The sequence below is a fragment of the Clostridium estertheticum genome (assembly GCF_018861295.1).
Taxonomy (GTDB): Bacteria; Bacillota; Clostridia; order Clostridiales; family Clostridiaceae; genus Clostridium_AD; species Clostridium_AD estertheticum_D.
Map to the genome: position 1 here is coordinate 231861 of NZ_JAHLDM010000002.1, position 19510 is coordinate 251370.

Below are 19510 nucleotides of genomic sequence, written 5' to 3' on the forward strand. Positions count from 1 at the left end.
CCTATTCACTAATCATTTTTTTAACCTTTTGAATTATATCTTTACAATCTTCTTCGTTTCTAACTAAAATAAAAATAGTGTTATCTCCAGCTACCGTCCCTACAATCCCACTGAATTTCAAAGAATCTAAGGCTTCAGCTGCGGCAGCGCCAGCTCCTGATATTGTCTTAATTACTATAAATTTATCTACATTATCAACATACAAAACGGTTTGAGAAAAAATATTAACCAATTTATTTGACAAAAAACTATCACCCGGAGAACTAGTCGAATATATGTGAGTTCCATGTGCATTCATAACCTTAATTAATTTTAGTTCTTTTATATCTCTAGAAACAGTTGCCTGAGTAATATCAAACCCATTGTTTTTTAATTCTTGTGCTAACTGTTCTTGAGTTTCAACATCTTTAGACTGAATGATCTCAATTATTTTTGCATGACGCGATATCTTCATCTTTTTCTCCCTCACAATCTGCTGTTCTAGAAATTATTTTCTTCCTCAAAATACCAAAATAATTATAATCATTAAATTTAACTAATCTACATTTTTGCTCTGAAACACTTACCAATATTTTCTCATAGCTATTTAGTTTTATTGCTCTTTGACCATCTAATGTCAAAAATATGCTTTCATGTTCACATTTTATATTTACAGATATTTCACTTTTACTATCTAGCACTATAGTTCTCATAGATAACGATAATGGACAAATAGGTGTTACCTCTATAACATCTAGGTTAGGATATATTATAGGTCCTCCTGCTGATAGAGAGTATGCTGTAGATCCTGTTGGTGTAGCTATTATAAGTCCATCACCTGTAAAATCGATGTAAAACTTATTATCTATATGAAGTTCATATTTAACAACTCTCGCAAGTGTTCCCTTTGATACAACAATATCATTAAGTGCCGTATATTTTTCAAGTTCATTCCTATTTGGCAACGTACAATTAAGCATCATTCTCTCTTCTACATAATAATCATCATTAATAAATCTTTTCATAGCAGTTTCAAATTCTAGTAGTTCTACACTAGAGAGAAATCCTAAATTTCCAATATTCACTCCTAGTATTGGAATATTGGAGTTATTTAAATTACGAGATGTTCTTAAAATAGTCCCATCTCCACCTAAAGCAACAATAATATCCAAATAGTTATATTTAATATTTTCAAGTCCAATGGAATCTTTAAACACAAATATATTAGTATCATCAATATATTGGCTAATAATATCTTTTACATATTTACCGATTTTCCCATCCTTATCTTTAGTGGTATTTATATTAATGCCAATGTTTTTCATATTTCCTCCTTACCATTTTGTACCACACACTATAAATTATTCCCGTTTGAGACAATTTAAACTTCTATGAGCATCACTAACTAATAAAGCTACGTTATCTTCAACATAATCAACATAGCTATTTTTAGATTTAGTAAAATAAACTAGATACTCAATATTCCCATTAGGCCCTTTTATTGATGAATAATCAACATTAATAACCTTTACATTAAGGCTTTTAAGTAGATTTAGTACTCCAACTATTACATCGACATGGTCACTAGATTTTTTAACCACACCTTTTTTATTTACTACACCTATACCTACTTCAAATTGTGGCTTCAATAATGCAACAACACTACCATCATTTTTCAATAGATTTAATAAATTAGGAATAACTTTTTCAAGCGATATAAATGATACATCAATGCTTGCAAAATCCGCAAGTTCGCAAATGCTGTCTTTATTTAAATATCTGATATTTGTTTTCTCCATAGAAACTACTCGAGGGTCACCTCTCAACTTATCATCTAGCTGATTTATTCCAACATCTATTGAGTACACCCTGTATGCCCCATGTTGGAGCATACAGTCTGTAAACCCTCCTGTAGATGCGCCTATATCTAGGCAGACTTTATCCTTAAGATCAATCTTAAAGGCATCTATAGCCTTTTTAAGTTTAAGTCCCCCCCTACTAACATAAGGGATATCTTTACCAATAAACTCAATACTAGATGTAACATCAATTTTTTTTCCGCATTTAGTAGTCCTAATACCATCGACAAATATATTTCCAGCAATAATATTTTCCTTTGCTCTTTCTCTTGAAAATAAAATGCCTCTTTCAACCACAATAACATCTAATCTCTCTTTATTTTCTATCATAAAAAACTCCTTAATCCCTACTAAAGTACATTTCAAACTAATTTTAAAATACTATCAAAAATTCCATCCACATCTAGTTTATATAACTTATAAAGTATATCAACTGACCCATGTGGAATAAATTCATCATTAAACCCTAAATTAATTACCTTCGCCTTCTTGTTCAATGAATTCACATATTCTAATACTAAAGAACCTAATCCACCATGCACTATATTATCTTCAATAGTCACTAAAGAATATTTCTTATCTACAAGATCTAATAGTAGTGCTTTATCAATAGGTTTGATAAAACATGCATTAACTACAGTAGCTTCTATTCCCATATTCAATAATTTTTCTCTAACTAATATTGCATTTTGTACCATTTTACCTGTAGCTATAAATGCTATTTTACCACCGCCGAGCAGAGTCTCCCATTTCCCCCTCTTAAAATCATTAATAGGAGACATTTTAACATTTTGGTTATCTCCACCTCTAGGGTATCTTATAGCAATTGGATAATCTTGTTTAACTGCAAACGTAAGCATTGTTTTAAGTTCTCCTATACATTTAGGCGCCATAATTGTCATATTTGGAATATGCGATAAATATGATAAATCAAATATTCCTTGATGTGTTTCCCCATCCTGTCCAACAATGCCTGCCCTATCAATCGCAAAAATAACAGGTAATTTTTGAATACATACATCATGTAAAATTTGGTCATACGCTCGTTGTAAAAATGTAGAGTAAACTGCAAAAATCGGTTTAAGTCCTTGTGAAGCCATTCCTGCAGCCATAGTAACTGCATGTTGCTCTGCAATACCCACATCGAAAAATCTATTTTTAAATTCTTTTGAAAACGATTCTAGTCCTGTGCCTTCAGGCATTGCCGCCGTTATTGCTACTATATTTTTATTTTCCTTTGCTAGAGTTACAATTTGCTCCCCAAATGCCTCAGAATAACTTTCCTTATGACTACTACATAATTCTCCATTTGATGGATTAAATGGACCCACACCATGAAATTTATTTGGCTGCTCTTCAGCAAATTTATACCCCTTGCCTTTTTTAGTTATTACATGGATAATCACAGGTCCACCTATTTTTTTAGCAAGTTTTAAAACCTTACTCACTTCTTTAATATCGTGTCCATCTATAGGGCCTAAATAAGTTATACCCATATTTTCAAATAACATTCCCGGAACCACTACCTGTTTAATTCCGTTTTTTATCTTTTGAATTGAATTAATCATTCCATCACCTACGCTAGGGATCTTTCTAAGCGTAGAATTTATTTCTTTTTTAATTCTATTATAAGTTGGATCAATCCTAAATTGACTTAGATACCTTGACATGCCTCCCACATTTTTAGAAATAGACATTTGATTATCATTTAGTACAATAATCATTTTAGTTTTTCTAAATCCTATATCGTTTAATGCCTCAAAAGACATACCACCCGTAAGAGCCCCATCACCTATAACTGAAATAACACTATAGTCTCCCTTTTGCAAATCACGAGCCCTTGCAATACCAGCCCCTGCAGAAATAGAAGTACTACTATGTCCCGATTCAAAGATATCATATTTACTTTCTTCTCTTTTCGGAAAGCCACTTAATCCACCATAATTTCTAAGTAAATCAAATTTATCTTTTCTTCCAGTAAGAATTTTATGTACATATGATTGGTGCCCTACATCCCATATTAATTTATCTTTATCCAAATCAAAAACATTATATAAGCTTAATGTTAATTCCACTACGCCCAAATTAGAAGCTAGATGTCCTCCCGTTTTAGATACTTTTTCAATTAAAAAGTGTCTAATTTCCTTTGCAAAGTCATTCAACTCTTGTATAGTCATTTTTTTTATTTCATTTATATCATTAAAATTATCTAATATTTTACTCATATATCTATCCTCTTTTATAAAATATATTATTTCACCCACATTTATGGAAATATTATATCATATAATATTGTTTAATTCAAAAGCTATTTCGACTATAAAACCCATTTAATGACATCTTAAATATACTTAATAATTGGAAATAGTTGTTTTATTTTTAATATTCCCTTCTCAATAAAGACTCCGTAATTTCTTCTAAATATTTAGTATTCACCTTAATTTGTTTTAATATCTTAAAACATTCCTGAGTTAAATCATTACACTTTTGCTTGCATTTTTCTAAACCATACATTGTTATAAAAGTAGTTTTATTATTAAATTCATCACTTTTTGTATTCTTTCCTAGAATAGCAACATCACCAATTACATCTAATATATCATCCTTTATTTGAAATGCTAAACCCAATTTATCACCATACTCTTTTAAATAACATAAATCAGTCTCATCAGCATTTCCAAGGGTTGCACCACATACTACAGCCGCTTTAATTAGTTCCCCAGTTTTGTTTTTATGCATATACAGTAATTTTTCTTCTGATATTTTCATTCCTTCACTTAAGATATCACAAATTTGCCCAGCTATCATGCCCTCTGCCCCAGAAGCTTTTGCTATAAGATTGCTTGCCTTAATTGTGTTTAAATTTCCATTTAAACATTGATCTAACATTATTACCATAGCCTCATTTAATAGCCCATCCCCTGCGAGGACCGCAATCGCTTCTCCATAAATTTTATGATTTGTAGGTTTTCCACGACGTAAATCATCATTATCCATACAAGGCAAATCATCATGAATAAGTGAGTATGTATGAATCATTTCAAGGGCTGCAGCAAAGGGTAATATATCTCTATAATCTTCCTTATACATACCATATGTAAGAAGCATTAAAATTGGTCTAACTCTTTTTCCCCCTACTTTTATACTGTAACTCATTGCCTCAAAGTTTTTACTATTCTTTTCAGACTTACCTTTAAAATAATCGTCTATCCATTTTTCAACAGACTCTCTAAGCAATTGTATATTCATTTTACCCCTTCTTTCCATTATAATTATTAAGTCGCCTTATGATTTTAATTCTTTATCTATTCCTCATGAGGCGTAAAATCTTTTTCGCCCTCATCAGTTAATATTTTTATTTTACCTTCTGTGTCATTGAGAATTTTATACAAATCGTTGCATAACTTGACACCTTCCTCATAATTTACCATTGTTCCTTCGAGTGTTACTTCATTTGAATCCATCACTTCTACAATTTTTTCAAGCCTTTCCATCATGGTTTCATAAGATTCTTTTTTCTTTGCCATTATAACTCCTCCAAATTGCTTATATTAAATCTAGCAGTGCCATCCTTTAATGTAATCTTTACATCTTTAATATTTTTTAAAATACTAATTTCACTAATAACCTCATTTTCATGGGTTTGAAGTACTGCATACCCCCTGTTTAATACATTTAAAGGGTTATGTGCATTCATTAGAGCATTTAACTTTGAAAGTTTCTGCTTTTCCATTAAAATTTTCGCATTAAATTTATAATTTAAATTTTCTCTTAGGTTATCTATATGCGTATATTGATTAACTATAAAATTCAAGGGATTATTTACTTTCAAAGTTTTACTTAGTAAATTAATTTTATTGTATTCTTTAGTAAGCTTAAATTCCACAACTCTTAATAAAAGTTCCCTAATTGATTTAATTTCATTATTTAAATCTTTTAAATTTCTCACTGCTATTTCTGCAGCTGAGGATGGAGTTGGAGCTCTATGGTCGCTTGCGAAATCTGCTATAGTAAAATCTGTTTCATGACCAATGCCAGTAATTATAGGGATCTTAGAATTATATATTGCATAAGCTAAATTTTCTTCATTGAATGCCCATAATTCCTCGATTGAGCCTCCTCCTCTTGCAATAATAATTAAATCAACATTTTTTGAGTTATTGAAATATTTTATACCTTGTTCAATTTCAGCACTAGCACTTACTCCTTGAACAAGAGCTGGATATATCAACATGTTAACATTAGCATTACGCCTTGTTGCAACATTAATAATATCTTTAACAGCAGCACCTGTTTGTGATGTAACTATACCTATCCTCCTAGGAAATGAGGGTATAATTTTTTTGTGTTCTTCATCAAACAATCCCAATTTCTGTAACTTCTCTTTTAAATTTTGAAAAGCTAAAAACAATTGCCCTTCTCCATCCGTCTCCATAGAATCACAATAAACTTGATATGCCCCACCCTTTTCATAAACCGAAACTCTTCCTCTAATTATAACATTCATACCATCCTTAGGTATAATAACAAGCTTTTGAGCCTGCGATTTAAACATTACACAATTTACTTTTCCAAATTCGTCTTTTAATGAGAAGTATATATGTCCACTACTATGTAGTTTTACATTAGATAATTCTCCTTTAACATTTGCATTATTTAATATAAAATCACTATCTATTACTTTTTTAATATACCCATTAAGGGCAGTTACTGTTATTACTTTAATAAACATTATCCCTCCACGAAGCGCAAGCATTTTTTATAAGCATCGTTGTAGTCATTAGTCCCGTTCCACCTGGAACTGGGGTAACAAAACTTGCATGATTAATAACATCGTCAAAATTTACATCCCCAGTAATTTTATTATCTATCATTGTAGTTCCAACATCTATAACAATTGCTCCATCCTTAATAAATTCACTTGTCACAAAGCCTGGTTTACCAATAGCCGCAACTATTATATCCGCCGTTTTACAAACTTCTTTCAAATTCGTTGTTTTTGAATGACATATGGTTACGGTTGCATCTTCATTTAATAACAATTGAGCTACCGGTTTTCCAACAATATTGCTTCTACCAATAACAACTGCATGTTTGCCTTTAATATGACATCCCGTGTTTTTAATCATTTCAATAACCCCTAATGCAGTACAAGGAATAAAGCTTTTATCTCCCTTATAAAATCTACCCATATTTACATCTGTTAATCCATCAATATCCTTTTTAAATGAAATTTTAGAAGTGATTTCTTTCTCATCTAGGTTTTTAGGTAAGGGTAATTGAATTATTATCCCATCTACGCCATTATCGTCATTAAATTTTTCTATAATATCTATGATATCCTTTTGACTTATATCTTTCTCTAATTGAATACAATCGTAGGAAATTCCTAATTTATTGCACAAGTTATTTTGACTTCTTACATATGATAAAGAACCTCCATCAGAGCCTACCAATATAGTTTTAATCGACGGAGCTCTAAGTCCCCTATCAACGCCATCCTTTATGATATTTTTAATCTCATCTCTGTAAGTTTCAACTATTATCTTACCATTAACTCTAATTCCCATATTATTCTCTCCTTTTATGCATTTTAAAATATTAACTAGTACCAGAATATTTTAACATAATTTTAATTATTTTTTTTATAAATAAAAAACTAATCAAATATACACCCTCAGATCTTGCATTACAAAGCCAATTTAGCCCCTAATAGTTAGTACTATCAGATGTTAACTTGGTTAAGTAAGTCGCAATGTAGGCTAGTATACTGACTAGTTATCTTATTACTATTAATATATAATATTTTAAATCATCTTCGCGAGTATTCCATTTATAAATGCTGGAGAACTATCCTCACCATATTTCTTCGCTAGCTCAATTCCCTCATTCACAGAAACCCTATTAGGTATTTCTTCCTCATATAATATTTCATATGTACTTATTCTTAATATAGCCAAATTCATTTTTGATAACCTAGCAAGTTTCCATTTAATTAAATATTTTTCAATGTTTTTATCAATATCTTTACCATTTTCGTGAATACCAGCTAACACCTTCGTGATATATGACATATCAAGGTCATTTAAATCAACATCGGTGTTCTCTTTAAAATTCTCAATTATATCCTCATATTTTTCTTTGTTTATTGACATTTCAAAAAGCAATTTCATTGCTGTTTCTCTCGACTTTCTTCTATTCATTAGTAATCCTCCTAATTTTTCCATACTATATTATACCTTATCATAAGAATAACAAACATATAAATAAACACCCTCCGATTAGAGAGGGTGTTTATTACTATGCTTCTATTTCCTCAAGCTTTTCTGTTTTAGGTAATACAACATTTTGAACATACACATTTACTGCTGATACTACTAGTCCTGTCATAAGCTCTACGGATTTTTTAACATTTATTTGTGCTTTTTCAGTTACTTCTGGAATTTTAATACCATATTCAACTACAACGTGTAAATCAATTATTGCACTATTTTCTCCAACATTGACTTTAACGCCTTTAGACAAATTTTTCTTTCCACTTAATATTTGAGTTATTCCACCAACAAGACTTGCACTCATTCCAACAATTCCCTGTATTTCAGCAACAGCGAGTCCCGCTATGACACTAACTACATCCTCAGATATTTTAACAACACCCATTTCAGTTTCATTTAAAATTTTATCCTCCATAGTAATACCCCCTTATTTAACTTAGGTAAAACATGATAATGCTATATTTATTATAGCAGATAAATATTTCTTTTACAAATATTATTGTTTAATCTTAACTTCAATTTTTTCTAGTTTTGTTTTACTCATGACAATATCTTTAATGCTTCGAAGCTGTTCATCTGTAAGTTGTTTTTTATCAGTTTTAATTACTACTTGTACTTTGTCATTAACTATACTGCACATTGATTCTTCAAACCCTTGAGCTTTTAATGCTAGTTCGATGTCTGATTGGTTCTGAGCTGCCATCGATATGTTTAAGTATTGCTTAGCTGCAACTGCCTTTTGATCTTTTGGAGTATTAGTATCATCAATTAAAGTTTTAATAGTTTGAAGCGTTTTGTCATTGTCTTGATTTCTTGATAATTTTGCTTCTACAAAATAAGTTGAAGCAGTTGAAGCAGTTTTGGTGTCTTTTAAAGATATTGCACTTTTCTCACTACTAAAATCACTGTCATTTACATACAATGGACCATTTACCTTCGTTGCAAGATACCCTGCAAACACAATAAGCACTACCAACGTAACAATTATACCTGACTGTTTTTTATTCATAATATTTCCCCCCATCTGCCTTTCTAAGAAATTATATGCTACTTATTCATAGGATATACATTAACTTTGTTCTCAGGCAAATTAAATAAATTAATCACTGCCTGTCTAATCCTAAGTTCTGTAATTTTTACACCTGATCCTTCTGCTACTACACATACGCCAGTAATAATTGGCTTTATTTTTTTTACAATTAACGGTTCATTCGCACTCCCATTATTCTCCATAACTACAGTGCGCCCATTATTATCTTGAGTTATATTTCTTGTTCCACCTGTTTTATCATCTTCTTTTGTAACACTTTTAGAATCATTAACATTTACTGCTGGGACACTTTCCTCTCCACTCTCAAAGTAGATCATCACTTGTACCTTTCCAACCCCTTCCATCCCTTCAAGTGTTAATTTAAGTTTACTTTCTAGTTGTGCTTCATAATCATTCACTGCAGCCGTGTTACTTGCCTTCGCAGCAGCATTTTTCTGTGTTTCAGTATCTATTGTAGTCTGTGCAGTTGAAGTTGGCTTTGATGGCTTAAATGAACTACTTGCTAATACTATTACAACTGCCACCAAAATCAGTAATACTATATTTCCTAATAGTTTATCAGACTTTTTGCTTTTGTCATTTTTGCTACTTTCATTACCTCTATTAATTTTTGTTTTAATAAACTCAGTAAATTTACTAAGTAAATTATCATTGTTCATAGAAATCCCCCTCTTTTCTTATTTATATATCAATTAGTAATCATGTGTTTTATGAATTTACTTTATAAACAGTTATAACATCATCAGATATTTTAAGTTTATTACTTAAAAACTTCTTTATCTGTTTCCCTTGAGTGCTTGTTAAAACATTTTTATTAGAAGCATCCACACTTTGTGTATCAATTTTTATGCTTTTAATACTTTGAACCCCGCTATCAACAACTTCAATTTTCACCCTATTAATATTGAAAACTCCATTTTTACTATCATAAACAACATCGACATCAGCATTGTATTTATTATCTGGATAAGTCTGCTCTAAATTTGTAATACACTCTTTCTGTAAATTTTTTTTAAAATTTTCTGTTGTATTTACTATATTAATATCTTTATATTTCTTCATGTCTAAGGCCTGAGTGCTTCCCTCAATGTAACTTGTTGCTTTATTAGAATAAGAATTCAAATCAAAGTTCTTATCAAAAATTTTTATTATAGGGTTTATTATTACAACAATCAACATTAAACCCAATACAAATTTTGCATATTTTTTCATGTTATTGTCTGGCAAAATCATCTCTACCGCAGTAATAAAAAATATAGCGATAGTAATATTTGTTACCCAGACTTTTAATAGTTCAATCAAATTACCACCACCTCCTTTATGATTAGAATCAAATTTACCATATAAGTATACATATATATGGTAATTATCATCCTGATATTATACCTTTTCCAGTAGCCGCTACTATCGCAACCATTATAAAAAACATTACACTTACCGATATTACACAAGACATTAAAAGGAGAATAGAATCCCCTACTGAATTTATACACTCTACTGTGCGATTATCACTTATTGGTTCAATTAGTGCAGCTGCCGCTTTATATAAAAAAGCCATAATCAGAAGTTTTATAATAGGAAGTATTACTATTACCATAAGAACAATCAACCCAAGCCCACTTATAGCACTCTTTAAAAGAAGTGAGTATCCAGCTACTGTAGAAATTGCATCTGATAAACATTTTCCAACTACAGGTACAAATGTATCTACCGCAAATTTTGCTGTTTTTATAGTAACTTGATCTAATGTTTTTGCTGCAATGCTTCGTATTGTAATTACCGCAATAAACACTGTCATAACTATTCCTTGTATCCAAATGGCAGTTTGTTTTAAAAGTTTTGTTAGATTTTTTATTTTGTAATCACTAGATATACTGGTCACAAACTGCATTACGAAGCTCATAAATATTATAGGAATGATAATATCTACATATATCCTAGAACTTACCGTTGCAAAACCCATAATTACAGGATCAAGCAGCGTTGCTTCTGCAAATCCGCCAACACTTGCTAGGAGCATCATGAGTACTGGGATAAGTGCTGACATAAAATTAGACATACTAACAATCGTATTTTTGGCAAGTTCTGCTACTACATAAAAACTTTTAGTTATCATTAAAATCATTACACCATAACACGCAAGGTAAGCAATATTTGATAAACTCTCTCTATTAAAAGCACTTTGAAGATTATTTAGCATCGCACAAATAATAGCAATAATCATAAGACTCCCAATTAATTCCATGCATGCAATAACCTCTTTAAACGTATATTTAATAATGAAAGTTGATGTTTTATTAAAACTTAAACCATTATCACCAGTTTTTATAAATTGCTCTACAAAAGTTTGTGGCTGCATATCGTTAAATATTTCATATTGAGATTTAACATTAGAAATGTAGTCATATAAATTATTTATTTCAGTTTGCTGCTTTTCCCCTATCTTACCTATCTCAGTAGCTTGTACACTAATGTTCAAAGATAATAAAAATAATAAAATTAGTAAAATCTTTTTTATATTAAATCTCTTCATATTTCGTTTCTTCATTTTACATTTTCTCATCCTACACCTCTACATTATTTTCAAAATAGATTGCATTACTGCCATTAAAATTGGTATTGCCAAAACTAATATAAATATTTTTCCAGCAAATTCAACTTTACCTGCTATGTTACTCTGACCAGCATCCCTGCAAATCTCACTACAAAAAGACGCTAAATAGGCAATCCCCAGTATTTTAAAAACAGTATTTAAATAGACGACATCGATATTAGCCTTATTTGCTAATGTTTGTAAAAACCCCAGAATTATTGTAAGTTTGTTTACCATAAATAAAAATATCAATATTCCTGCTGCTATACTAACTTGAATAGCTAAATCATCTCTTCTACCTTTGAATATAAGCACAATAAATAATGCTATGAAAGCGAATGCAACAACTTTGATTATTTCCATAACACCCTCCTCGATTGACTCTGCGAGTGAATAAAAGTTTTTAATTTTTATCTATTCATCCTAAAATTGAAACAAAGTTTTTACAGAAGTAAACAGTTTGTTTACTAAATTTATCACCATCATAAGAATTATTATTACTCCAGCTAAATTCGCAACTACAGCTATATCATCCTTGCCTCCACTTTTTAAAATCTTGTCAATAATAATAATGAGAATACCTATTGCCCCTATTTTAAACAGTAAACTAACATCTAACACATAAAAACCTCCTCCCTATATTAGTACTATTACAATCATTGCCCCAAAAGAAAACCCTAAACATCTATACATTTTTATATTCTTATTCATATATTCTTCAGATATTGTAATTTGTTTTTTTAAATTTGCTATAGTAAGCAGAAACATACTGTTTTGACCTTGAATATCAGATTCTCCAAGTGTTTTTGATAAATCCAAAATAACATTTATATCATCAGAATTTATATACAATTTATCTTTTGTTAGGTTTATTGCACTATTCATAGCTTCATATACGTTCTCGTATTCGTTGTTAGTTAACAATTCACTTGTTTTATTAAATAGTTCATTTATCGGTTCTTTACTTTTCCTTGCTATACTTTTAAAAGCATCAGGCAAAAGAGCATGTACATAAGTTATCTCATTTTGAAGTTGATAAACAGCTCTTTGAATTTCATTTAGTTGAAAAACCCTATATTTTAACCTTTCGCTGTATATAAATCCAGCTATAGTTGACGCAACTAAGATTACAAGACACCCAACTATTTTAATCATATTACGACCTCCATACATCTATGCCCTTAGTAAAATCATAAATACGTTCTATTGTTCCAATTCCTTTTTTATTACTAAGCACTATCCCCCTCGTAAATACGTAATTATCAACAATATCCTTGAAAATTAATCTTTTATACAAATCTTCAATCCCAAAACCATGAATAGTTGTAATTAAACTAATTCCAGAATTTAATGCCATTAAAATACTTTCCATATCATTTTTAGTACCAATTTCATCACAAACTATCACATCAGGTGACATACTTCTAATCGCCATCATAATTCCTTGACTCTTAGGACAATTATCTAGTACATCAGTACGCACTCCAACGTCCATTTGTGGTATTCCTTTAAAAGAACCAGCTATCTCGGACCGCTCATCAATTATAGAGACGTTCTTTCCTCTAAAACTCATATCTTTATATCCCTGTGATATCTGCCTCGAAATATCTCTAATTAAAGTTGTCTTTCCACATTTAGGAGGAGATATAATTATTGTATTGTATACTGAATTATTATTAATAATATATGGCATAACTTTGTCCGCACATCCAATAATTTCTTTACATGCTCTTATATTTATAGACGAAATGTCTTTAATGGTCTTAATGCTATTATTTTCAATAACACAAATCCCACATAATCCAACTCGGTGTCCGCCTTTTATAGTTATATACCCTTGCCGTATCTCGTCTTCAAAGGCATATATGGAGTAATTGCTTATCCTCTGCATTATGTATTTTAAATCCTCTGGAGTCGCAATATATTCCCAGACTTTTTCTTTACTGCCAATGTGAATAAACAGAGGCTTGTTCACTTTTACTCTAATCTCTTCAAGTTGTTGCAAATTATCAACTTTTTCAAGAATATTTCTAATAGTTTTAGGTAGTATTTCGAATAAATCTTTTGTAACTAACATCTTCTCATCCTCCCATATATAATTTGTATTTCTTTGCCTTACATAATATTCCATATAAATTAAAACATATTATTTAAATTCGGATTCATTCCCATAATATATGTATTAGTTAACAAAAAAAGAACAAAAAAAAAGAACCGATATCGGTTCTTTTAAATAGAAATTTAAACTCTTAACATGTAATCTCCATTTCTAGTATCTATTCTTATAGTTTCACCTTCATTGACGAACATTGGAACTTGAATAATTGCTCCTGTTTCTACAGTAGCTGGTTTTGTTACACTAGAAGATGTATTACCTTTAACACCTGGTTCAGTACTAGTTATAAGTAATTCTACAAAATTTGGAGCCTCCACTGAGAAAGCCTCATCCTTATAAAATTTTATTATAGCAAACATATTTTCTTTTAAGTATTTTATTGCCTCTTCAACTTTTTCGTAGTTAAGTGGTATTTGTTCAAAAGTTTCTTGATCCATGAAGTAGTATAGTCCGTCAGCTGCATATAAATATTGCATTTCTTTTCTTTCTATAACTGCCTCTTGTAATTTTGTAGTAGGATTAAATGTTTTTTCTGTAACCCCTGAGTTTATAACGTTTCTTAACTTAGTTCTAACAAATGCAGCTCCCTTACCCGGTTTTACATGTAAAAAATCTATAACTGTGTAAACTTGTCCACCTTCATCAAATGTTGTTCCTTTTCTTATATCGCCTGCTGAAATCATTAAGTATCCCTCCAAAATTTATAAATAATTCAATTAACCCATTTATATTATAACCTTATTAGGTAAATTAATACCAATCATTACGTTTGCACTCCACTAAATGTAAACATTACAGTGGAACAATGTTATTTTATCAAAACTTAAGGATATTTGCAAATATAAATATATATTATTTGAATAATTTTATGTCTTTATTATAAGTATACCATTTAAAGTGTATATATTTTAATAAAAATCATTAATTAAAATATCAGCTCCCTAAAATTGTAGCAAATATTTCAATTAATCACTTATTCTTTTTAAAATCAATCTCTATATTTGTAATTTCAGTGTCTTTGTTAATAATAATTTTGCTTACATTTAATAAATTTTTGCTTTCAGTTAACTTAACTAATGAACTATATAATAAATTTAAATCCCCTTTGTAATTAACTTCAACATTACATTTTTCATTTTCCATCATATTAATGGACTCTACCTTAAAATTTTTATTTTTGCTTAAACATTCCAAAATATCACTATATCCAAATTTCTGATCGCTTTTCACGTTTTTAGCAGTAATACTACTAATTACTTTATTATCTTTATATGTTACAAATTTATTTTTAACAATTATAAATTCAAAAGATAAAATAGCCATTATCATCATAAGTATAACTAACATCCATTCAGACTGTCGATTTTTATACATTTTATACCTCGCATTTAATATTAAAGGTAAATTTGTCTTTATCTTTAATATTGGGGGTTAATTTTTTTACGTGATATTTATTCTCTATGCAACTTATTACTTTAATATATTCTTCATAATTTTTAACTTCTATATTCATTTCAAAATAATTGTCAGTTATTTTAATATCCTTGTAATTCAAACCATTTTCCTTTAAAAAATTATTTAGTTTTTTATATTTTTCAATAATGATTTTACCCTGCTTTGTTCTAACTTCAATACTGTTCTTTTGAGTACTATCGCTTTCCCCCTCTATACTTCCTGTTTTATTTGTGATATTTAATATAAGCCCTAGCAAAATAATATCTAATATAAAAAATAGCATAATACCCATTTTAATTATCTTCATTTTTGTTTTATTCTTTTTATCAATATACCAATTAGGAATAAATGTATTTTTCTTCATAATTATCTACCCCTTTAATATTATATATTTCAACAATTCTTCTCTCTTTAACTCGTCTAGTATTTGATGAGACAATTGTAAATATTCAAATTTTTTAATATCTGATTCAATATCTAATTGTGATATATTTGAATAATATATTTTTTCGCAGGATTTTGCATAATCGTTATACTGTTCTAAAAATTCATTCATTGATTTTGAAAATTTTGATAAGGCGACTTCCTTAACACTTACACTATTATTAGCTACAATCTCATTATTGTTGCATATTAAATAATATAAATTGCTGTTATAATAAAATACCATTATATAGTTTTTTACATGGATTTTGTTTGCATAAAAGTTTTTAAAACAAAATTGGATTAGGTTTACTTTTTTGAAAGTAACATTATTAATACTATCCTCTAACATATCTAGGTTATTTCCCTTTAAGCAAAAAACTAATATCTGCATATTGATTTTATCCTCTTTAATTAGCTTATAGGTGAATGAGATCTGATCTATATCCTTATAATAATATCTTAATTCATTTTTAATCATATCATGTATTAAATATTTTTTAACTATTGGCAATGTTACCAGTCTTATGTATACTGTTTCGCCTTCAACCAAAACGTATAAATTCTTATTTTTTATATCAATTTGAAACTTTTTTGTATTGGAATCATCCTTATAATATGTACTTTTATTAGAAATATTGTATAACTTATTAAAAATCAAATGTTTAGAAAATTCTATGCTTGAAATTTTCTGCTGCGTAACTTCTAAAAATATATTTTTTCTGAACTTCATTTTCCCCTCCCTTATTTATTATGATATTCAGTCTTTATAAATACCAGCTTAAACTTTTCACCACTATCCTCTAATATAAAATAATCATATCTTTTTTCATTTTTTACATTAGACGTTATAAAAATGAATTCATTAGTTGATCCAGTATGGCTAACATTAGCACCCTCATACTTTACAGTATTACTTAAAGAATCGAACAAAAACTTATTTATTCCCTCCTTCTTTATTTGTACTTTATTTGCATTTATGTACTTAAAAAATAAAGTCATTAAATACTCTTTGTCTCTTTGGTAATTGTTATTTTTTAACACATGTTTTTTATTACTTGTTGAATACTTAACCTCTGACAATTGGACATCAAATATATACATCATAATAGTTAAGCAAACTAGTCCTACTAAAATTGTATAAATTAATATAAATCCTTTTTTAGTTTGCATTTTCTATAACCAAACACCTCTCAATACTTTGGCCATTGTACCAAATTATTTTAATATAAATATTTTTCCCAGATTTTACGGCAACAAAATCTTTCACATTATCTACAATTAAGGCCTTACTAGAACTATCATTAGGTAATTTATACATTGTGCCATATAAAACATATAGATTACTATTTATACATTTTATATACTTTATATCATTTCCATTCGTATTAGTAATTTTGATAATATTTTCCTCAGTTATTACATCTCTTGCCAGATAATTCACTTCTTTTTCTATTATGGCTATTGATTCACTTAAATAATTAAACCCATTATTTTGTACTACACTGCTTTTGTAAGTTTTTACATAAGAGATAAACATGCCCTCTACTACTCCAAGCATTAAAAATACCAAAGCCATAACAATTATTATTTCTACAAGTGTAAATCCTTTTTTAATCATTCATGACAACCTTTATAGAAATTGCACTGTAGCTCTTCTATATCTTTTTTACCAGTGTGTAACAAAAGCTTAACATTATAAACATTTAATTCATCTTTTATTAAGCTTAACTCTATATATGGATTCTGAGTGGAAGCATAATCCGAAAACACCTGCATAACATTAGTTTTAATTTTGTCAAAATTCATATTTTCTTTATTTACAAAGAAATTTTTATTTGTTTTTAACTGTTCTAATTCCTTGAATGTCATTGAGTATATAATATTATTTTTTATAGCTTCCATTATAATCACATCATTATTTATATTTTTAATATCTTTTTTCATGTTAATGCAAGCTTTATCAAATGACATCATACAAATGAAAATGATGGAAAATACACCAAGGCTGCATAATACCTCAATTAATGTAAATCCCTTTTTACTTAATGATTTTGACATATGCTGTACCTACTCTCATTGTTATTCTATGTTCTATTAAATTGTTATCATTTAAAATTATTGTACATGAATCATTACTATAACCCTTGTCGTCACTTACAATATCATTATCACTTCTCCTCCCTATAACCTCATATAATTTTATTTTATTAAATAATGATAATTTGTTAATCTCTGTCGTACCATCGTGTAACTTTATTTCATTCCTTAATACATCAAAAGTTATAATTCCACTGCAAGAATTCTCTCTGCAATACATTTTCGAATTATTAATAAAACTTACTATAGCATTGCAAGAATAATCTGCATCCACTTTGTTTTTTATTGTATTGTAATATCTAACAGACACAACGCTAGCTCCTCCAATTATACCCATAATAGACAATACTAAAATGATCTCAATTAATGTGAACCCTCTACGCATAAATTTTCCTCTCACGTTCCCCAAAATTATCTCCACAAAGCTGCAACCTTAATATCATTACAACTTACCTGCAGAGTCCATAACATTTAGCATCGGCAGCATAGCTGCTAATATGATTATTCCAATCATAAGTCCCAAAAGTATTATTAAAATTGGTTCTAGTAATACTGTCGCCTTATCTACATTTTCCTGAGCATCCTCATAAAAGATATCTGCGGCAGTTAAAAACATTCCATCTAAAGTGCCTGTTTCCTCCCCAATTCTTATCATAGCAACAAAAAATTGTGGAAATAAATTCATTGCATTTATTGAGCTTGATAAATCTTCCCCTTTTTCTATACCATTAAAAACCATTTTAAGTTTTAATTTAAAATACCTATCCTCTATAACATCATTGATTATTTCAAATGCTCTAATTAACCCAACGCCACTACTTAGTAGTATATTAAGTCCTCTAGAAAACTTTGTGTATATAATTTTCCTATACACCGGTCCTAATATTGGGCACATAAATAGAAATTTACCAAAAATAATCTTTCCTCTTTCAGTTTTAAAATATTCTAATAAAATAAAACCTACACTTGAAATTGCAAGTAAAATCAATAATAAATTGTGCTGAAGAAAACTACTTGTTCCTAGAACTATTTGTGTTATTAGTGGGATTTCTGCATCAAGAGAATTAAGATTTGTAATAAATACGGGAATTACCTTTATCATCAGAAACATGGATACAATCATTGATGTTACGAATACCATAAATGGGTAAATCATGGCGTTAGTAAATCTTTTTAACAGCTTATGCTCTTTTTCATAGTACTCAGCTAATTCTTCTAAAATTATATCGAGTCTACCGCTCTCCTCACCCAAATAAATCATATTTATCATAAACCTTGGATATACATTTATAGTTTTTTTCATACTCTCATGGAGTGAATTACCCTTTTGTACATTTTCGCAAATATCAATTAGACTCTTCTTTATTGACTTATGCGTCATTTGCTCATTAAGCAAATTAAGAATGTCACATATTGAAATACCAGCTTTAATACATAAAGAAAATTGTTTGCAAAACATTGATATTGTTTTCAAACTAGGTTTACTTGAAATTTCACCTATATTTTTTACGCTTCTAATTTTCATTAAATATACTTTTTTTTCACGTAATCTTAAAGCTAATTCTTCAATACTATCACTTTGCGCACTCCCCTTTATTAAAACTCCATTTGATGTTTTAGCAACATATTTATATCTCATGTTATATTCACCTATTACCC

27 protein-coding genes are annotated in these 19510 nt (G+C 29.1%); all 27 read right to left on the reverse strand.

The window, feature by feature from the left end; all coding sequences use genetic code 11:
* Window position 1 precedes the first annotated feature (1 nt).
* Entirely contained in the window at window positions 2–454 is a 453-nt protein-coding gene (locus KPL54_RS03485; RefSeq protein WP_216104753.1) for an arginine repressor, read from the reverse strand.
* The gene (locus KPL54_RS03490; protein ID WP_152752616.1) at window positions 423–1304 is read right to left on the reverse strand and encodes an NAD(+)/NADH kinase; all 882 of its coding nucleotides are present in this window, start codon (window positions 1302–1304) and stop codon (window positions 423–425) included. The genes KPL54_RS03485 and KPL54_RS03490 overlap by 32 nt, the downstream gene beginning before the upstream one ends.
* A gap of 36 nt (window positions 1305–1340) precedes the next feature.
* Window positions 1341–2168, reverse strand: a complete 828-nt coding sequence (locus KPL54_RS03495; RefSeq protein ID WP_216104755.1) for a TlyA family RNA methyltransferase — start codon at window positions 2166–2168, stop codon at window positions 1341–1343.
* A 32-nt stretch (window positions 2169–2200) separates the two neighbouring features.
* The gene (gene dxs / locus KPL54_RS03500; RefSeq protein ID WP_216104757.1) at window positions 2201–4063 is read right to left on the reverse strand and encodes a 1-deoxy-D-xylulose-5-phosphate synthase; all 1863 of its coding nucleotides are present in this window, start codon (window positions 4061–4063) and stop codon (window positions 2201–2203) included.
* A 154-nt stretch (window positions 4064–4217) separates the two neighbouring features.
* Entirely contained in the window at window positions 4218–5087 is an 870-nt protein-coding gene (locus KPL54_RS03505; RefSeq protein WP_216104759.1) for a polyprenyl synthetase family protein, read from the reverse strand.
* A gap of 56 nt (window positions 5088–5143) precedes the next feature.
* Window positions 5144–5365 (reverse strand): exodeoxyribonuclease VII small subunit, encoded by a 222-nt coding sequence (locus KPL54_RS03510; RefSeq protein WP_216104761.1) that lies wholly within the window; start codon window positions 5363–5365, stop codon window positions 5144–5146.
* The gene (gene xseA / locus KPL54_RS03515; RefSeq protein ID WP_216104770.1) at window positions 5365–6570 is read right to left on the reverse strand and encodes an exodeoxyribonuclease VII large subunit; all 1206 of its coding nucleotides are present in this window, start codon (window positions 6568–6570) and stop codon (window positions 5365–5367) included. The genes KPL54_RS03510 and xseA overlap by 1 nt, the downstream gene beginning before the upstream one ends.
* On the reverse strand, window positions 6560–7408 hold the full coding sequence (locus KPL54_RS03520; RefSeq protein WP_216104771.1) for a bifunctional 5,10-methylenetetrahydrofolate dehydrogenase/5,10-methenyltetrahydrofolate cyclohydrolase: 849 nt from the start codon (window positions 7406–7408) through the stop codon (window positions 6560–6562). Before KPL54_RS03520 ends, xseA begins: the two co-directional genes overlap by 11 nt.
* Before the next feature lie 237 nt (window positions 7409–7645).
* Window positions 7646–8041 (reverse strand): transcription antitermination factor NusB, encoded by a 396-nt coding sequence (gene nusB, locus KPL54_RS03525; RefSeq protein WP_071613306.1) that lies wholly within the window; start codon window positions 8039–8041, stop codon window positions 7646–7648.
* Window positions 8042–8138: 97 nt separating this feature from the next.
* The gene (locus KPL54_RS03530; protein WP_071613307.1) at window positions 8139–8528 is read right to left on the reverse strand and encodes an Asp23/Gls24 family envelope stress response protein; all 390 of its coding nucleotides are present in this window, start codon (window positions 8526–8528) and stop codon (window positions 8139–8141) included.
* Window positions 8529–8609: 81 nt separating this feature from the next.
* Window positions 8610–9122 carry a SpoIIIAH-like family protein gene (locus KPL54_RS03535; protein ID WP_216104774.1) on the reverse strand — a complete coding sequence of 171 codons (513 nt, stop codon included), beginning with the start codon at window positions 9120–9122 and terminating at the stop codon, window positions 8610–8612.
* Between the two features lie 38 nt (window positions 9123–9160).
* A complete protein-coding gene (gene spoIIIAG / locus KPL54_RS03540) occupies window positions 9161–9823 on the reverse strand; it encodes a stage III sporulation protein AG (RefSeq protein ID WP_216104776.1) in 663 nt (220 codons plus the stop codon).
* A gap of 49 nt (window positions 9824–9872) precedes the next feature.
* Window positions 9873–10466, reverse strand: coding sequence for a stage III sporulation protein AF (spoIIIAF, locus tag KPL54_RS03545; RefSeq protein WP_216104778.1), 594 nt, complete (start codon window positions 10464–10466; stop codon window positions 9873–9875).
* Window positions 10467–10533: 67 nt separating this feature from the next.
* Entirely contained in the window at window positions 10534–11712 is a 1179-nt protein-coding gene (gene spoIIIAE / locus KPL54_RS03550) for a stage III sporulation protein AE (protein ID WP_253203327.1), read from the reverse strand.
* A gap of 24 nt (window positions 11713–11736) precedes the next feature.
* Entirely contained in the window at window positions 11737–12120 is a 384-nt protein-coding gene (gene spoIIIAD / locus KPL54_RS03555) for a stage III sporulation protein AD (RefSeq protein ID WP_216104780.1), read from the reverse strand.
* A gap of 60 nt (window positions 12121–12180) precedes the next feature.
* A complete protein-coding gene (gene spoIIIAC / locus KPL54_RS03560; protein ID WP_071613313.1) occupies window positions 12181–12378 on the reverse strand; it encodes a stage III sporulation protein AC in 198 nt (65 codons plus the stop codon).
* 15 nt (window positions 12379–12393) lie between these two features.
* A complete protein-coding gene (spoIIIAB, locus tag KPL54_RS03565) occupies window positions 12394–12912 on the reverse strand; it encodes a stage III sporulation protein SpoIIIAB (RefSeq protein WP_216104782.1) in 519 nt (172 codons plus the stop codon).
* A 1-nt stretch (window position 12913) separates the two neighbouring features.
* Window positions 12914–13834 (reverse strand): stage III sporulation protein AA, encoded by a 921-nt coding sequence (gene spoIIIAA, locus KPL54_RS03570; RefSeq protein WP_216104783.1) that lies wholly within the window; start codon window positions 13832–13834, stop codon window positions 12914–12916.
* Window positions 13835–13998: 164 nt separating this feature from the next.
* Complete coding sequence (gene efp / locus KPL54_RS03575) at window positions 13999–14556, reverse strand: elongation factor P (RefSeq protein WP_071613316.1); 558 nt, start codon at window positions 14554–14556, stop codon at window positions 13999–14001.
* Window positions 14557–14842: 286 nt separating this feature from the next.
* Window positions 14843–15247, reverse strand: a complete 405-nt coding sequence (locus tag KPL54_RS03580) for a hypothetical protein (RefSeq protein ID WP_216104785.1) — start codon at window positions 15245–15247, stop codon at window positions 14843–14845.
* A 1-nt stretch (window position 15248) separates the two neighbouring features.
* Window positions 15249–15692, reverse strand: coding sequence for a hypothetical protein (locus KPL54_RS03585; protein ID WP_216104787.1), 444 nt, complete (start codon window positions 15690–15692; stop codon window positions 15249–15251).
* 6 nt (window positions 15693–15698) lie between these two features.
* Complete coding sequence (locus KPL54_RS03590; protein WP_216104789.1) at window positions 15699–16484, reverse strand: hypothetical protein; 786 nt, start codon at window positions 16482–16484, stop codon at window positions 15699–15701.
* A gap of 11 nt (window positions 16485–16495) precedes the next feature.
* Window positions 16496–16924 carry a hypothetical protein gene (locus tag KPL54_RS03595; RefSeq protein WP_216104791.1) on the reverse strand — a complete coding sequence of 143 codons (429 nt, stop codon included), beginning with the start codon at window positions 16922–16924 and terminating at the stop codon, window positions 16496–16498.
* Entirely contained in the window at window positions 16914–17372 is a 459-nt protein-coding gene (locus KPL54_RS03600) for a PilW family protein (protein WP_216104793.1), read from the reverse strand. Before KPL54_RS03600 ends, KPL54_RS03595 begins: the two co-directional genes overlap by 11 nt.
* Window positions 17369–17812: a type II secretion system protein gene (locus KPL54_RS03605; protein ID WP_216104795.1), complete on the reverse strand. Its 444-nt coding sequence runs from the start codon at window positions 17810–17812 to the stop codon at window positions 17369–17371. The genes KPL54_RS03600 and KPL54_RS03605 overlap by 4 nt, the downstream gene beginning before the upstream one ends.
* Window positions 17793–18236: a type II secretion system protein gene (locus tag KPL54_RS03610; RefSeq protein WP_216104797.1), complete on the reverse strand. Its 444-nt coding sequence runs from the start codon at window positions 18234–18236 to the stop codon at window positions 17793–17795. The genes KPL54_RS03605 and KPL54_RS03610 overlap by 20 nt, the downstream gene beginning before the upstream one ends.
* Before the next feature lie 57 nt (window positions 18237–18293).
* The gene (locus KPL54_RS03615) at window positions 18294–19490 is read right to left on the reverse strand and encodes a type II secretion system F family protein (RefSeq protein ID WP_216104799.1); all 1197 of its coding nucleotides are present in this window, start codon (window positions 19488–19490) and stop codon (window positions 18294–18296) included.
* Window positions 19491–19510: the final 20 nt, after the last annotated feature.

Coding starts and splice junctions, on each gene's coding strand:
- KPL54_RS03485 (WP_216104753.1), bottom strand. CDS start 454: ATGAAGATATCGCGTCATGCAAAAATAATTGAGATCATTCAGTCTAAA.
- KPL54_RS03490 (WP_152752616.1), bottom strand. CDS start 1,304: ATGAAAAACATTGGCATTAATATAAATACCACTAAAGATAAGGATGGG.
- KPL54_RS03495 (WP_216104755.1), bottom strand. CDS start 2,168: ATGATAGAAAATAAAGAGAGATTAGATGTTATTGTGGTTGAAAGAGGC.
- dxs (WP_216104757.1), bottom strand. CDS start 4,063: ATGAGTAAAATATTAGATAATTTTAATGATATAAATGAAATAAAAAAA.
- KPL54_RS03505 (WP_216104759.1), bottom strand. CDS start 5,087: ATGAATATACAATTGCTTAGAGAGTCTGTTGAAAAATGGATAGACGAT.
- KPL54_RS03510 (WP_216104761.1), bottom strand. CDS start 5,365: ATGGCAAAGAAAAAAGAATCTTATGAAACCATGATGGAAAGGCTTGAA.
- xseA (WP_216104770.1), bottom strand. CDS start 6,570: ATGTTTATTAAAGTAATAACAGTAACTGCCCTTAATGGGTATATTAAA.
- KPL54_RS03520 (WP_216104771.1), bottom strand. CDS start 7,408: ATGGGAATTAGAGTTAATGGTAAGATAATAGTTGAAACTTACAGAGAT.
- nusB (WP_071613306.1), bottom strand. CDS start 8,041: ATGAATAGAAGAAAGTCGAGAGAAACAGCAATGAAATTGCTTTTTGAA.
- KPL54_RS03530 (WP_071613307.1), bottom strand. CDS start 8,528: ATGGAGGATAAAATTTTAAATGAAACTGAAATGGGTGTTGTTAAAATA.
- KPL54_RS03535 (WP_216104774.1), bottom strand. CDS start 9,122: ATGAATAAAAAACAGTCAGGTATAATTGTTACGTTGGTAGTGCTTATT.
- spoIIIAG (WP_216104776.1), bottom strand. CDS start 9,823: ATGAACAATGATAATTTACTTAGTAAATTTACTGAGTTTATTAAAACA.
- spoIIIAE (WP_253203327.1), bottom strand. CDS start 11,712: ATGAAGAAACGAAATATGAAGAGATTTAATATAAAAAAGATTTTACTA.
- spoIIIAD (WP_216104780.1), bottom strand. CDS start 12,120: ATGGAAATAATCAAAGTTGTTGCATTCGCTTTCATAGCATTATTTATT.
- spoIIIAB (WP_216104782.1), bottom strand. CDS start 12,912: ATGATTAAAATAGTTGGGTGTCTTGTAATCTTAGTTGCGTCAACTATA.
- spoIIIAA (WP_216104783.1), bottom strand. CDS start 13,834: ATGTTAGTTACAAAAGATTTATTCGAAATACTACCTAAAACTATTAGA.
- efp (WP_071613316.1), bottom strand. CDS start 14,556: ATGATTTCAGCAGGCGATATAAGAAAAGGAACAACATTTGATGAAGGT.
- KPL54_RS03580 (WP_216104785.1), bottom strand. CDS start 15,247: ATGTATAAAAATCGACAGTCTGAATGGATGTTAGTTATACTTATGATG.
- KPL54_RS03585 (WP_216104787.1), bottom strand. CDS start 15,692: ATGAAGAAAAATACATTTATTCCTAATTGGTATATTGATAAAAAGAAT.
- KPL54_RS03590 (WP_216104789.1), bottom strand. CDS start 16,484: ATGAAGTTCAGAAAAAATATATTTTTAGAAGTTACGCAGCAGAAAATT.
- KPL54_RS03595 (WP_216104791.1), bottom strand. CDS start 16,924: ATGCAAACTAAAAAAGGATTTATATTAATTTATACAATTTTAGTAGGA.
- KPL54_RS03600 (WP_216104793.1), bottom strand. CDS start 17,372: ATGATTAAAAAAGGATTTACACTTGTAGAAATAATAATTGTTATGGCT.
- KPL54_RS03605 (WP_216104795.1), bottom strand. CDS start 17,812: ATGTCAAAATCATTAAGTAAAAAGGGATTTACATTAATTGAGGTATTA.
- KPL54_RS03610 (WP_216104797.1), bottom strand. CDS start 18,236: ATGCGTAGAGGGTTCACATTAATTGAGATCATTTTAGTATTGTCTATT.
- KPL54_RS03615 (WP_216104799.1), bottom strand. CDS start 19,490: ATGAGATATAAATATGTTGCTAAAACATCAAATGGAGTTTTAATAAAG.